The following is a 14,479-nucleotide window of genomic DNA, read 5'->3' as shown; positions in this document are numbered from 1 at the left end:
CCATGGGCGCTTCGTTTATCTCTGAACTGCTGTCGTACGTCGAGGCCGGCGGCTGGGTGATGCCACCGCTGATCGTGCTGATGGTGGTGCTGTGGTTCGCCATCGGCTACCGCTTCGCGGCACTGCAGCGCGGCACCGCACGCGGCGCGCGCAACCTGCTGGACAAGACGGCGAAACGCCTGGCCGCCGGCAAGCCGCCGAAAAGCGATGGCGTAATGGTGCGCGCGGCGCGCAAGGGCCTGCGCCTGAAGGGCAGCGGCGTGATCGAACTGCGCGGTTTCCTGGACGACGCGTTCTGGGAAGAGGAACGCGATATCAAGCGCTACGACGTGCTGATCAAGACCATCGTCATGGTGGCGCCGTTGCTGGGCCTGCTGGGCACGGTCATCGGCATGATCGAGACCTTCGATTCGCTGGGTGACATGTCGCTGTACTCGCAGTCCGGTGGTATCGCCGGCGGCATCTCGCAGGCGCTGTTCACCACCCAGATGGGCCTGGCCGTGTCCATCCCGGGCCTGATCGTCAACGGCATGCTGAATCGCAAGCAGCAGGACATGCAACTGGAACTGGCGCAGATGAAAGACATCCTCTGCGCCGAACACACCGATGAGATGGCCGCCGCCGGCGCCGTCCCGGTGGGAGGCTGAAGACATGCGTTATCGTGAGCGAAAAGACACCGTCGACGACATCAACATCTCGCCGTTGATCGACATGGTGTTCATCCTGCTGATTTTCTTCATGGTCTCGACGACCTTCGTCAAGGACATGAAGCTGGACCTGAACCGGCCCGCGGCCAGCACCGCGACCACGGCGTCGACCAAGGCGATTCGCCTGTACATCGACAACGCTGGCGACATCTACCTGGACGGTGAGCCCGTGCGCGTGTGGGTGATCCAGAGCCGCATCCGCGACCTGCTGGCCGGCAGCACCGGCAAGTCCGTGCTGGTGATCACCGACGACGGCGTGCCTGCCGGCCGCCTGGTGGAAGTGGTCGACCAGGCCCGCCTGGCCGGCGCCACCGATGTGGGCGTGGCCACCGTCGAGGAGGCGGGGGCGGGCTGATATGAAGCGTTCCACCCGCATGAAACGACTGGTCAGCGCGTTCGCGTCCATGGTGCTGGGTTCGATCCTGGTGCTGGGCATGGTGGTGCTGATCAACCACTTTGCCGACGGCCTTGACCGTAACGACGGCGACGACGGCGACCAGATCGTGTTTGAGCGCAAGCCGCCGCCGAAGAAGGAAGTGGTGCAGCAGCCCAAGCCCAAGCCGAAACCGCGCCGCGCGCCGCGCACGCCGCCGCCACCGCTGGCCGGCCTGTCCGGCAACCTGTCCGGCATCGACTTTGGCCTGCCGGGCTTCGACATGTCCGACCTGAACGCGCTGGACGGCGACCTGCTGGGCGGTGCGGATTCCATGGTCATGACCGACGACACCGTCGATGACCCGCCGCGCGCGACCTTCCAGTCGCCGATGCAGTACCCGCCGCGCGCCAAGGCGCAGGGTGTGAAGGGCTACGTGGTGCTGTCGCTGCTGATTGGCGTGACCGGTGAGATTGAGCAAATCGAGATTGTCGAGTCCTCGCCCGAAGGCGTGTTCGACGAAGTGGCCGTGCAAGGCGTCAGCACCTGGCGATTCGAGCCCGCCACCTACCAGGGCAAGGCCGTACGCGCCTGGGCCAAGCAGCGCGTGCGCTTCGACCTGAGTTGATAACGTGAAAAACCTGAACAACACCATACGCCTCCTGGCGCTGCTGCTGGCATTCGCGATCGCCGTCCCCGCGCTGGGGCAGGGTGAGGATGATGACGTCAACTACCTGGACCTGGCCGCGCTGATGCTGCGCGACGGTAACCTGGACCGCGCCGTGGCGGCGCTGGACCAGGTCGACCTGGAGGCCGAGGACGCCGACCTGCTGCGCTACTACACGCTGCGCGGCATGACCCACCTGCGTCGCAATGAATACGCGCCCGCCATCGACGCGCTGGAGCAGGCCGTCGCCACCGGCGAGGCCCAGTCGGTGGTCTACGTCTACCTGGCGCAGGCGTACTTTTCGCTGGAGCGCTATGAAGACGTGATCTCGGCGCTGGACCGCGCCGGCCCCGACCTGCAGCGCGTCGCCTCCATCTACCACATGCGCGCGCAGTGTTACTGGCTGCTGGAAGATCACGCCATGGCGCTGGCCACGCTGGACCAGGCCTCGGAGATTTTCCCCGATGATGCGGCGTTCCAGCGGCGCAAGGTCTTTTTCCTGATGGACATGGGCCTGTTCCAGGAAGCCGCCGAGCAGGGCCGTGACTACCTGGCCCGCAGCGACGGCAAGCTCGAGGACTATGTCGCCCTGGGCAACGCCATGCGCGCCAGCGGTGAACTGATTGAGGCCACCCGGCTGCTGGAACTGGCGCAGCTGCGTTTTCCGGCCGATGTGAACGTCAAGAAGGTGCTGGCACATACCTATATCGACCGCGGCCAGATGCATTCGGCCGCCGACCTGATCTACGAGGCCAGCCACCTGGACCCGGTGTTGCTGAGCGAAGCCGCCGAACTGTACCGTCGTGCCGGCCAGCCGTACCGGGCGTTGCTGCTGAACGGCTCGATCACCGACCAGGCCACCAAGATCAAGCAGCGCCTGGCCCTGTTGCTGGAAATGCAGCGTTTCGCGCAGGCCGCCGCCATGGAGCAGGACCTGTTGCGCCTGGGCCTGCTGTCGGATGAAGACATTCGCTACGCGCTGGCCTATTCACAATTCAAGACCGGCCAGTTCACGGCCGCCGAAGCCAACCTGTCGCAGTTGACCCGGTCGGACCTGTTCCGCAAGGCCGCCGAGCTGCGCAGCGCCATCCAGGACTGCGAAGGGGATAGCTGGCAATGCCTGTGACATTCGGCGCGCGCGCGCGCGGCCGCCTGCTGGCGGCCGTCATCACGGCCTCGCTGGCCACCGGGGCACTGGCCGACGACGCCAGCATGACCCTGTACGTGTTCAAGAAAGGCCTGCCGCAGCAGTACATCGAGGTGCTGGTGGACGGCCAGGTTGTGGCCGCCACCGACGACGGCGGCGTGGCCACCTTCCCGGTGCCGCCCGGCCTGCACGTGCTGGAACTGCGTGACCAGGACCTGGTGGTGCTGGACCAGCAGGTCCTGGCCAATGAAGACGAAGTCAGCCAGTGGATCGTCAACATCACCCGCGGCCTGAGCACGCTGGTGGATGTCGAGTCCTCGGCCGCGGGCGTGTCCGCCGGTGCGGCGGAGACCGGCGTGGCCGAGCAGGCCGACGGCGAGCCCGGCATCCTGGCCGGACGCCTGGTCAGCGCCGATGGCGGCGAGCCGATCGCCGGCGCGCGCGTGTTCATCAGCGGCCTGTCGCGGGATATCCGCACCGATGACGAGGGCCACTTCGAGGTCGAAGTGCCGTCCGGCGAGTACTCGATTTCGGTGCTGCATTCGAGTTTCAACACGGTGACCCGCGACGGCATTGCCGTGCCCGCCAACGACCGCGAGGAACTGGCGCTGGAACTGACCCCGGCCGGTTCCGAGCTGCCGGAGTTCGTCGTCATCGAACCCTATATCGCCGGCTCCCTGGCCTCCGTCCTGGCCGAGCGGCGTGAATCTGACGGCGTGACTGACGTGCTCAGTTCCGAACAGATTTCCCGCGCGGGCGACTCCGACGCCGCCGGCGCGCTCAAGCGCGTGACCGGCCTGACCCTGGTCGGCGGCCAGTACATCTACGTGCGCGGCCTGGGTGAGCGCTATTCCAGCGTGTTGCTGAACAACGCCGTCATCCCCAGCCCGGACCCGACCCGGCGCGTGGTGCCGCTGACGCTGTTCCCCACCGATGTCATCGAGGCCGTGGTGGTGCAAAAGACTGCGTCGGCCAACCTGCCCGGTGATTTCGGCGGCGGTACCGTGCAACTTCGCACCGTGTCGTACCCGCCCGAGCTGCAAATGAACCTGAGCGCCAGCGTGGGCTACCGCGAGGGCACGACGGGCGAAACCGGCCTGACCTACGAAGGCGGTGACGACGACTGGCTGGGCTACGACGACGGCACCCGCGAGCCGCCCGAGTCGATGCGCGAGGCTTTGGCCGACGGCACGTTCCTGACGCCGTTCTCGTTCACCAACCCGGACGGCTTTAAGCAGGACGAGGTCGAGGTCTTCGGCGAAGACCTGGCGGCCAAGAGCAGCTACGAGCCGCTGGAAAAAGACATCCCGGCGGACCTGGGGCTGTCCGGGTCGTTCGGCAATTCCTGGGGTTTCGGCAACGGCAATCGCTGGGGCTTCATGACCGCCTTCAAGTACGACAACAAGTGGGGCCAGGTGGAAGAAGAGCGCCGCACCTACAGCGCCGTCGGTACCGAGGGCGACCTGCAGCAGGCGGATGACACGGTCGTCGACCGCACCATCAACTACATCGACACCGGCCTGTTCGCCAACACCGGCCTGGAACTCGCCAGCAACCAGAAGCTGAGCTTCAACGCCATGCTGCTGCGCCAGGCCGCGGACGAGACCAAGGTGACCGACGGCGAGCAGGACAGCCAGGTCCTGCGCCGCACGGAGTTCATCTGGATCGAGAACGAGCTGCTGTCCTACCAGTTGCTGGGTTCGCACGCGCTGCCGCTGCCCGAGTGGACGCTGGACTGGCAGTACACCGACGCCACGGCCATGCGCGATGAGCCCAACACCCGCAAGAGCCGTCGCGACGACGATGACGAGGATGGCATCTACATCGTTTCCACCCGCTCGGACAGCAATTCGCAGACCTGGTCGGAGCTGGAAGACAACCTGGACCACTTTACCGTCGACAGCACACTGCCGTTTACCTTCGGCCGCCATCGCCTGGCGCTGACCGCTGGCGTCAGCGACCTGGAGCGTGACCGTTTCGCCAGCATCCGTACCTTCTCGTTCCAGGGCCGGATTCCCAACGATCTCAGGAACCTGGAGTACTGGGAGCTGTACACGCCGGACTACATCGAGCCGTCAATCCTGCAGCTCAGGGAATCCACGCGCGCGACCGATACCTACACGGCCACGCAGACGCTGGAAGCGATGTTCCTGAACCTGGACGTCATGTTGTTCGACGAGCAGTTCCGCCTGACCGCCGGCCTGCGCGAGGAAGACAACTACCAGGAAGTGGTCACCGCCAACCTGGCCAACCCCGACGCGCCGCCGGTGATCGGCACCATCGAGCAGAAGGACATGCTGCCGTCCGTGGCCGCGACCTGGGCCTACAGCGATGCCGCGCAGTTCCGCGCCGTGTACGCCGAGTCCGTGAACCGTCCGGACTTCCGTGAAATGGCGCCGGCGCCGTACCTGGACCCGTTGCTGGACATCATTACCGTGGGTAACCCGGACCTGGTGACCGCGCAGCTGAAGAACTACGACCTGCGCTGGGAATACTACTTCTCGCCCAGCGAGAGCTTTTCCGTGGCCGCGTTCTACAAGGACTTCACCAACCCGATCGAAAAAACCTTCTCGTCGGGCGGCTCGGCCAAGATCATCACCCTGCAGAACGCACTGGGCGCCGAACTGTCGGGCGTGGAGTTCGACTACTCGCAGACCCTGGAGTGGATCGGCAAGGTCGGCTGGCTGAACTGGCTGGAAGAACTCGACTGGGGCTTTATTGGCCCGTTCGACTGGGACAACTACCAGTTCTCGGTCAACTATGCCTGGATCGAGTCCAGCGTGGAGATCGACACCAGCACCACCACGCAGACCAACCCCGACCGACCGTTGCAGGGCCAGTCACCGTGGGTGTTCAACCTCAGCCTGGGCTACTACAACCCCGAAAGCCCGACCGAGTGGACGCTGCTGTACAACGAGTTTGGCGCACGCATCACCCAGGCGGGTGTGCTGGGCCAGCCCGACATCTACGAAGAGCCGTATCCGCAGCTGGATTTCGTCTACAAGCGTCGTTTTGGCGACGACTGGCGCCTGAGCCTGAAGCTGAAGAACCTGCTCGACCCGGGCGTCGAGTTCACCCAGGGCGACGAGATCACCCGCTACTACAAGCGTGGCGTGGACATCAGCGTCGGCCTGGAATGGAGCTTCTGACTCTGAATATGACGATTTCCCGTCTCCGGGAAACATTACTGTCACAAACCATCGGTAACGTAGCAGGTCGCATGTCCCGGCAGACGGCCATGTCCTTACTCAAGTCATAAATTAATCCCTGGAGGGAGTCAGAGTGAACATTTCTTCTGTACGTTACCTTGCCCCGCTGTGCGTGGCAGCTGGCGCGATCTACGCCGGCGACGCGTCCGCGGCGGTCAAGCTGAGCGAGTCGTTCAACAATGCCTACTACAACCCGGCAGCAGATGGCGAAGGTGTCGTCACCACGATCACCCCGCTCGGCAACGGCATGCACAACTTCTACGGCGCGCTGTACACCTACGATGAGGCCGGCGCACCGACCTGGCTGATCATCACCGGTAACTTCCTCGAGAACCAGTTCGAGAATGCCGAAGTCCCCGTCCTGGCCTTCGAGGGTCCGGTTCCGGCCAGCCTGGTCGGTGGCGCCCCGGTGGGTACGGCGACGGTCACGATCAACTCGTGCAACAGCATCAGCTTCAACCTGGACATGAGCGAAGACTCCGGTTTCGCCGACATGGACCTGGGCGCCCTGCAGCCGGTGGCCGGCGCCAACAAGCAGTGCGCCTACAAGACCGAGTTCGAGGGCTGCCCCGATTTCGCCAGTGACTTCGGTGTCATTCCGCGCGCTTGCACGCTGACCGGTGTCTACAACGAAGACATCGTGCTGACCAACGACACCACCTGGGTGCTGGACGGCCTGGTGCGTATCGGTGACTACAACGAAAACCCGGGCACGATCACCATCGAGCCGGGCACCACGATCATCGGCGCCGGCCAGACGACGGACTACCTGTACGTCAGCCCGGGTTCGAAGATCTTCGCCAACGGTACGCCGACGGCCCCGATCGTGCTGACCAGCCCGAACGACGGTTTTATCGCTGGCACCACGCCGAACCCGGGTGACCTGGGTGGCCTGGTGGTGTCCGGTAACGCGCCGTGCAACGCCGCACCGTGTGCGTCCGAGTTCGACCAGACCCAGTCTTTCGGTGGCGATGACCCGTTCGATTCCAGCGGTGAAATCAGCTACTTCCAGGTGCGTTACGCGGGCATCGAGTTCCAGCCCAACGCCGAGGTGAACTCCTTCACCTTCCAGGGCGTCGGCAGCGGCACCACCGTGCATCACCTGCAGGCCTACCGTGGCCAGGATGACGGCGTCGAGTTCTTCGGCGGCACCGTTAACGTCAAGTACATGGTCGTCACCGAGGGTGGTGATGACGCGGTGGACTGGGACCTGGGCTACAGCGGCAACCTGCAGTACGGCCTGGTCATCCACGGCGAAGGTTTCGGCGAAGACTTCGGTATCGAAGGTGCCAGCAACCCGGATTCGTTTGACGCTGATCCGCGTGCCACCCCGACCGTCGCCAACTACACCTTCCTGGGTAACGGCAACGGTGACTCCGGCATCCTGTTCAAGGACGGTTCCGGTGGTCGTATCTTCAACACCATCGTTTCCGGTTTCCCGACCGGCTGCATCGAGTGGGACGACGCCCCGGCCACGTACAACGCCGCTGGCACCCCGGCTGCTCCGAACGCCGACGTCAGCGCCTTCAACGGTGTGATCATCGACTGTGACGTGGACTTCGTCGACGACGACGCCGCACCGTTCTCAGTGGCTGATTACTTCGGCTCCAGCGAGTTCACCGGCAACGAAGCCGTTGACCCGATGCTGAACATCTACCTGCCGATGCCGGGCTCACCGGCCCTCTCCGGCGGTGTGGCTGACACCAGCAACCAGTTCATCGACGCCACGTCCTACCGTGGTGGCTTCGACGGCTCCAGCGACTGGACCGTTGGCTGGACCCACCAGGTGACCGGTGGCGAATAATCGCTGAACTCAAAGCGGTACAAAAAAAGGGCCGGATTTTCCGGCCCTTTTTTTTGGTTACGCGTGACGCTTCACAGGTTACGCGTGACGCGTGACGCGTAACGCGGTGCCAGTTGAGAGGTCGCGCGTGACCGTGGCGTGATTGTGGCGGGTGGGCAAGGTCGGGTTCTTGATGTGACCTTGCAGGCACCCTGCAGCCTTCGCGTCACGCGTCACGCGTCACGCGTCACCCGTTACGCGTCACTCGTTACGCGTCGCCCGGGAGGCGAAGCGCTCGCGGCGCTCGTCGATGTTGGCTTCCAGTTCGGCGGGCTGGTCGCTGCTCAGGTTGGCCTTCACCTGGCTGGCGGTGGTGGCGGCGATGACGATGCGCTCGGCCACCAGTTCACCTTCGGCGCGGGCCAGCGTGGCCAGGGCGCCTTCATCCAGGGTATCGGCCATCAGCAGCTCGTGCAGGGCCTTGCGGTTATCTTTCGCGGCCAGCTTGTTGGCTTCCAGGTCGGCCTTGCTGGACTCGAAGATCGCCTTGATGGCGGCTTCCTGGGAATCGTCCAGGTCCAGGGACTTCACCTGGTGGCCCAGGTGGCGCAGCATCATCGCGGACATGTCCGGCGGTGCGCCGCGGTGGCCGCGGTCATGGTCGTGGCCGGGTCCGGCGACGGCCGTGCCGGCCATCAGCGCCAGGGCGGCCGCGGTGGATGCCAGGGTGGTGCGTTTCAGTGAAAATGTCATGTCATAGCTCCTGTGGTTATCGCGGTGGCGGGGCCCGGGTGGCCGTCCGCATCACTCACGACATATAGGACACCAGCGGGGTGTCGGATTACCTCTCGCGCGTGTAAAAGCGTGTAAAGAAGGGTGTGCGGGCGCCCTGGTGAGCGGGCCATCAAGGCCGGCTTTGATTAGAATCGCTGCATGAACCGCCTCCTGGAATGCTGAGCGACAGTGGCAGAAACCATCCTCATTGCCGATGACGACGAAGAGCTGGTCGAGCTGCTGGGCGAGTATTTGCGCCAGGAGGGTTTCGACGTGCGCATGGCCCATGATGGCCAGGCGGCGCTGGACGCCGCGAGGGCGCCCGGGGTCGACGCCATGGTGCTGGACATCATGATGCCGGGCCAGAGTGGCCTGGAGGTGCTGAAGGCGCTGCGGCGGGACTCGGCGCTGCCGGTGGTGATGCTGACTGCACGCGGCGAAGACCTGGACCGCATCCTGGGCCTGGAACTGGGCGCTGACGACTACCTGCCCAAGCCCTGCAATCCACGCGAGCTGGTCGCCCGCCTGCGGGCCGTGTTGCGCCGGGCGGGCGGCATGATGGCCGAGGTGCTTCGCGCCGATGACGTGGAGTTGCGCCCGTCCAGCCGTGAGCTGCGCGTCGACGGCCAGCCCGTGGCCCTGACCAGCACTGAGTTCAGCCTGGCGCAGGCGCTGCTTTCGCGCGTGGGGCAGGTGGTCGACAAGCGTGATCTCTACCTGGCGGCGCTGGGGCGCGAGCCGGTCCGTTTCGATCGCAGCATCGACATGCACATGAGCAACCTGCGCCGCAAGCTGGGCCCGCTGGCCGATGGCCGCGAGCGCATCCAGACGGTGCGCGGGATTGGCTACCAGTACGTGCTGGCCGCGGACGGGGCCGGCTGATGCCACGGCTGTTCTGGAAGCTGTTCCTGGCGCTGTGGCTGAGCATCATGGGCTTTGCCGCGGTCAGCGCCATGGTCAACCTGCACCTGGCACGCCAGGTGCTCCAGGACCCCCAGCTCGAAGACAGGGACCGCGGTGCCCACAAGGCCGCCCACCTGGTGTCGATGACGCTGCGCCGCGGTGGCGAGCCGGCCGCCCGTGACGCCATCGCCGGATTGCCACGGGGCATGCGCCGGCAGGTTTACCTTTTCGACGAGGATGGCCGGGAAGTGCTGGGCCGTGACCGGCCGCGCGACCGCTTCGATGGTGGCCGTCTGCACCAGCAGCGCGAGACGCTGCGCGCGCCAGACGGCGGCCGCTACGAGCTGGTGATCCTGCGCCGTCCACCGCCGCTGAGCCTGCTGGAGCCCGGCGTTCGTGGCGTGGTGCACCGGTTGCTGCTGGCGGCGGTGATTGCCGCCATCGTGAGTTTTTTCCTGGCGCGTTACCTGGCGCGGCCTCTGGAATCACTGGGTCGGGCCAGCCGGCAGCTGGCGACCGGCGACCTGAGCGCGCGCGTGGGTGCGCCACTGGTCGACCGCCGTGATGAATTCGGGCTCCTGGCCCGTGATTTCGATGACATGGCCATGCGCCTGGAGCGGCTGCAGGCCGCCAATCACCGGTTGCTGCGCGATGTCAGTCACGAGCTCCGCTCTCCGCTTGCGCGGCTGCGGGTCGCGCTGGAGCTGGCGCGCGGGCGGGATGGCCAGCCGGCGCTGGCCGAACTCGACCGCATCGAGCTGGAGGGCGACCGCCTGGAGCAACTGGTGGACCAGGTGCTCGACCTGCTGCGCGAATCATCCGGCGCCGTGCCGCTGGAACGGTCGAGGTTCGACCTGGGCGAGCTGCTGTCCGACCTGGTGGACGTGGTTGGCTACGAAATTCCCGATGATCGACGGGCCATCAGCCTGGACCTGCCCGGTGAACTACCCGTTGACGCCAACCGCGAACTGCTCTGGCGTGCGTTTGAAAACCTGCTTCGCAATGCCATACGGCATACCGGTGAGCGCGGCAGTGTCACGGTCGCTGCGCGGCTGGACGGCCGCGGTGGGGTGGACGTCATCGTCGCCGACGACGGGCCGGGTGTGCCGCCGGAGCAGTTAGCGCGCATCTTCGACCCGTTCTATCGCGTCCAGGAAGCGCGCGACCGCCACAGCGGCGGTCATGGCCTGGGACTGGCGATTGCCGCCGCCGCCGTCCGGCGGCACGAGGGGCAGCTGCAGGCATGCAATCGCGAGCAGGGCGGCCTGGAAATGGGTGTTCACCTGCCGCTGGCGGGTTGAGGGCGCGCGCGAAGCAGAACTGTTTGCCAAGGCGCGTTATCATCAATGGTCCCTTTTGTTTGCTGGTGAAAGTCCCATGTTGCGCCTCGCTCAGTTGTTTTGCCTGGTGCTGCTGCTGGTTGGTCCGGTAGCGGCGATTGCCGACAAGACCGATGTGGTCATTCTCAGTAATGGCGACAAGATTACTGGTGAAATCAAGAGCCTGGAGGCCGGCCAGCTCGAGTTCAAGACCGATACCATGGGCACGGTCTATATCGAGTGGCGCTTTATCGACGACATCATCAGCAGCAAGTACCAGACCGTGGAGACCACCACGGGTGAGCGTTACCTGGGGCGGATGCAGAAGCCGGAAGAGGGTGAGGGTATTTCCCTGGTGACGGCCAATGGCACGCTGGAGCTGCAGCCCTCGGAGGTCGTGGCCGCATGGCCGGTGGAGGCGACCGTTTGGGACAAGATGAACATCGACCTGTCCGCGGGCATCGACTACGCCAAGTCGACCGAGATCACCAACCTGAATTTCGCCGGCAGTTTCAGCTACCTGACCGAGAACCGGTTGCTGGAAGCGAACGGCAGTTCCTATGTCACCCGCCAGGGCAGTGACGATGTCGACGAGCAGACCAAGCAGTCGCTGACCGTCGCCTACCAGTATTTCCTGCCCAGCCTGCGGTTTCGGACTTACATGGCCGGCCTGGAAAGCAACGAGGCCCTGGGCGTTGACCTGCGTATCTACGCGGGTGGGGCCATTGGCCAGTATTTCACCAAGACCAACCGTACCTGGTTTACCGGCCAGGCCGGCCTGGTGGTGTCACAGGAGAACCCGAAGGACGCCGAGTCCGAGCTCAGTGTCGAGGCCGTCGGCGGCTTGCGCCATCGTTATTTCCGCTATGCCCACCCCAAGCGCTCCTGGGACACGCAATTGCTGGTCTATCCCAGCCTGACCGACTTCGGTCGCTGGCGCGCCGATTTCACCTCGACGTTCAAGCTCGAGATCGTCAGTGACCTGTACTGGTCGATGCAGGCTTACCTCAACTACGACAGTGATCCGCTGTCGCAGGACGCCGAGACCACGGACTATGGCCTGACGTCATCGGTGGGTTGGACTTACTGATACCCCCCGGTATCGCGGTGTTCAGGCGATGGGGGCGGGAAAGGCGATGACCTGGTCGATGGCCTCGGCGTCCAGGCAGGCCATCAGCAGGCGATCGACACCCAGGGCCACGCCGCTACAGGCCGGCAGGCCCGATGCCAGCGCCGCCAGCAGGCGCTCGTCCAGGGGACGGATGGGCTGCCCGTCGGCCTGGCGCTTGCGGTTCTCCGACTCGAAACGGAAGCGCTGCTCCGCGGCGTCGGTCAGTTCATCATAGCCGTTGGCGAGTTCCACCTGGCCCAGGTACAGCTCGAATCGCAGGGCCACCGGCGGGTCGCCGCCATCCAGCCGTGCCAGCGCGGCCTGGCTGGCCGGGTAGCCGTGGACCAGGGTCATGGCATCGGTGGGCAGCGCGGCCTCGGCGACGTGGCTGACCAGCAGGTCCAGGCAGGTATCGCGGTCACATTGCGCCAGCCCGTCGAAGTGGATGCCGTGATCACGCACCGCCGTACGCAGGCGGGTGACATCATCACGATGCGGGTCGATGCCGGTCGTTTCGTGCAACCAGTCGCCGTACTCAAGCGTGTTGACCCGCCATTGCCGGTCGAAGCAGGCGCCGCAGGCATTCACCAGCGTGGCCGTCTCGTCCATCAGGCGGGACAGTGGCCAACCCAGCCGGTACCACTCCAGTAGTGTGAATTCGGGATTGTGACGGCGGCCGGCCTCGCCGGCGCGAAAGACCCGGCCCAGTTCATAGATATCGCCACTGCCCGCCGCCAGCAGGCGTTTCATCGCGTACTCGGGCGAGGTGCGCAGCCAGCGATCGCCGCCGGCCAGCTGTTCGATTCCCGGGTCGGAATTACCGGCTGCCGACAGCACCGGGGTCTCCACTTCCATGACATGGCGACGGGCGAAGAAGTCGCGGATGGTGGCCAGCACGTCCGCCCGTGCGCGCAACGCGCGGGTGCTTGCCGTCGGCTCAAAGGACCGCACCCGTCAGGCGCCGGAGTTGCGGACCAGGCCCAGGCTGATATCCAGGTCGATGCCGGGTACCCGCAGCTGGACCCGCTCCTGCTCCAGGTCGGCCAGCGTCAGCGGGTGCCCCATGGCCCATTCCGGTTCGAAGTCGACCGTCACGCGGTGGCCATCACGGCTGGCCTCGAACCGTGGCAGCGCAGTGTCATCGCGGGTGCGGCACAGGATGGCCGCGAAGCGCAGGCAAAACAGCAGGCGACGCAGGGGTTCATGCAGGCGGGCGGGCAGGCCGGCCGCGTACTTGCCGGGGATTTCGCGGCGGTGGTGGCGCACCAGGGTGGCCAGGAACTGCTGCTCCTGCTGTGAAAAACCCGCCATGTCCGATTCCGCGACCAGGTAACCGGAGTGCACCTGGTAGTGGCTGTGGGAGACACCCAGGCCGGTTTCGTGCAGGCCGGCGGCCCAACCCAGGATGTCGCGCAGGGCAGTGGTGTTGAAATCGCCGTCGTCGATGCCTTCAAACGCGGCCAGGGCTACATTCCGGACCCGGGCGACCTGCGCCGGATCCACGCCGTAACGCGCCATGAACGCATCCACGGTCTTGGCCCGCGGGTCGCGGTGTTCCAGTCGCCCGAGCAGGTCGTGAAGCACCCCTTCGCGCAGCGCGAAGGGTGAGACCCGCAGCCGGTCGATGCCGAGTGCATCGAAACAGGCGGAGAGCATGACCAGGCCACCGATAAAGACCGGGTGGCGGCGGTCACTGAGGGTCGGCAGGTTGACCGCGTCGATGGTCTTGAAGGCCAGTGTTTCCCTGACCAGCTGGTTCAGCGCGTCGGCCGTGATGGTTTCCTCGCACCAGCCCCTGGCCTGGCAGATGCCGGCGATGGCGCGGATGGTGCCGGACGAGCCGATGGCGCTGGCCCAGCCGAGTTGCCGGTAACGCACCTGCAGTTCCTGCATTTCCGCGAGCACGGCGCGCTTGGCCTTGTCGAACTTGCGGCGGCTGAGTTTGCCACTGCCAAAGTACCAGCGCGTCAGCGAGACGCAGCCAAACTGCAGGCTTTCCAGTTCCAGCGGCTCCAGCCCCTCGCCAATGACCATCTCGGTACTGCCGCCGCCGATGTCGATGACCAGGCGCCGGTCATCGTGACCGGACACGCCCTGGGACACGCCCAGGTAGATCAGGCGTGCCTCCTCGCGGCCGGCGATGATGTCCACGGGGCAGCCCAGTGCGGTCTCGGCGACCATGAGAAAGGCGCTGGAGTGACGCATGCGGCGCAGGGTCTGGGTGCCCACGGCGCGGATATTACCGGCAGGGATGCCGCGCAGTCGCTGGCCGAAGCGGGCCAGGCATTCGATGGCGCGCTGTTGTACTTCCATGTCCAGGTAGCCGCGACGGTCCAGGCCGCCACCCAGGCGCACCATCTCGCGGATGCGGTCGACGAAGCGCAACTCGCCGTGCTGGCGCTGCGCAACCACCAGGTGGAAGCTGTTGCTGCCCAGGTCGATGGCGGCGTAGGTGTCCTCGTTGCGACGCGGTGTCATGCCGTCAT

Annotated in this window: 12 protein-coding genes; 9 read left to right on the top strand and 3 right to left on the bottom strand. The window is 65.5% G+C overall.

Annotated elements, in window-relative coordinates:
* The first annotated feature begins 2 nt into the window (after positions 1–2).
* The 6 genes from F3N42_RS13825 to F3N42_RS13800 all read left to right on the top strand — a co-directional run bounded on the left by F3N42_RS13825 (position 3) and on the right by F3N42_RS13800 (position 7,907).
* Positions 3–647, top strand: coding sequence for a MotA/TolQ/ExbB proton channel family protein (locus F3N42_RS13825; protein WP_150865077.1), 645 nt, complete (start codon positions 3–5; stop codon positions 645–647).
* 4 nt (positions 648–651) lie between these two features.
* The gene (locus F3N42_RS13820) at positions 652–1,062 is read left to right on the top strand and encodes an ExbD/TolR family protein (RefSeq protein ID WP_150865076.1); all 411 of its coding nucleotides are present in this window, start codon (positions 652–654) and stop codon (positions 1,060–1,062) included.
* Between the two features lies 1 nt (position 1,063).
* A complete protein-coding gene (locus tag F3N42_RS13815) occupies positions 1,064–1,708 on the top strand; it encodes an energy transducer TonB (RefSeq protein ID WP_224784943.1) in 645 nt (214 codons plus the stop codon).
* 4 nt (positions 1,709–1,712) lie between these two features.
* A complete protein-coding gene (locus tag F3N42_RS13810) occupies positions 1,713–2,873 on the top strand; it encodes a tetratricopeptide repeat protein (protein ID WP_150865075.1) in 1,161 nt (386 codons plus the stop codon).
* Entirely contained in the window at positions 2,864–6,043 is a 3,180-nt protein-coding gene (locus F3N42_RS13805; protein WP_150865074.1) for a carboxypeptidase regulatory-like domain-containing protein, read from the top strand. Before F3N42_RS13810 ends, F3N42_RS13805 begins: the two co-directional genes overlap by 10 nt.
* A gap of 133 nt (positions 6,044–6,176) precedes the next feature.
* The gene (locus tag F3N42_RS13800) at positions 6,177–7,907 is read left to right on the top strand and encodes a hypothetical protein (RefSeq protein WP_150865073.1); all 1,731 of its coding nucleotides are present in this window, start codon (positions 6,177–6,179) and stop codon (positions 7,905–7,907) included.
* Between the two features lie 240 nt (positions 7,908–8,147).
* On the opposite strand, the gene F3N42_RS13795 is transcribed toward F3N42_RS13800, so the two are convergent.
* Positions 8,148–8,639: a Spy/CpxP family protein refolding chaperone gene (locus F3N42_RS13795; RefSeq protein ID WP_150865072.1), complete on the bottom strand. Its 492-nt coding sequence runs from the start codon at positions 8,637–8,639 to the stop codon at positions 8,148–8,150.
* A 210-nt stretch (positions 8,640–8,849) separates the two neighbouring features.
* On the opposite strand from F3N42_RS13795, the gene F3N42_RS13790 reads away from it, so the two are divergent.
* The 3 genes from F3N42_RS13790 (at position 8,850) to F3N42_RS13780 (ending at position 11,972) form a co-directional block, all read left to right on the top strand.
* Complete coding sequence (locus F3N42_RS13790; RefSeq protein WP_224784942.1) at positions 8,850–9,542, top strand: response regulator transcription factor; 693 nt, start codon at positions 8,850–8,852, stop codon at positions 9,540–9,542.
* Positions 9,542–10,864, top strand: coding sequence for a sensor histidine kinase (locus tag F3N42_RS13785; protein ID WP_150865071.1), 1,323 nt, complete (start codon positions 9,542–9,544; stop codon positions 10,862–10,864). Before F3N42_RS13790 ends, F3N42_RS13785 begins: the two co-directional genes overlap by 1 nt.
* A gap of 76 nt (positions 10,865–10,940) precedes the next feature.
* Positions 10,941–11,972, top strand: coding sequence for a DUF481 domain-containing protein (locus F3N42_RS13780; RefSeq protein ID WP_191621440.1), 1,032 nt, complete (start codon positions 10,941–10,943; stop codon positions 11,970–11,972).
* A 21-nt stretch (positions 11,973–11,993) separates the two neighbouring features.
* On the opposite strand, the gene epmA is transcribed toward F3N42_RS13780, so the two are convergent.
* Entirely contained in the window at positions 11,994–12,944 is a 951-nt protein-coding gene (gene epmA, locus F3N42_RS13775) for an EF-P lysine aminoacylase EpmA (RefSeq protein ID WP_150865069.1), read from the bottom strand.
* Positions 12,945–12,947: 3 nt separating this feature from the next.
* Positions 12,948–14,471, bottom strand: coding sequence for a Ppx/GppA phosphatase family protein (locus F3N42_RS13770; RefSeq protein WP_150865068.1), 1,524 nt, complete (start codon positions 14,469–14,471; stop codon positions 12,948–12,950).
* Positions 14,472–14,479: the final 8 nt, after the last annotated feature.

Source organism: Marinihelvus fidelis, from assembly GCF_008725655.1.
Lineage (GTDB): Bacteria > Pseudomonadota > Gammaproteobacteria > Xanthomonadales > SZUA-36 > Marinihelvus > Marinihelvus fidelis.
Note: the sequence above shows the minus strand (reverse complement) of the source record. Positions and strands in the feature narration are given on the sequence as shown.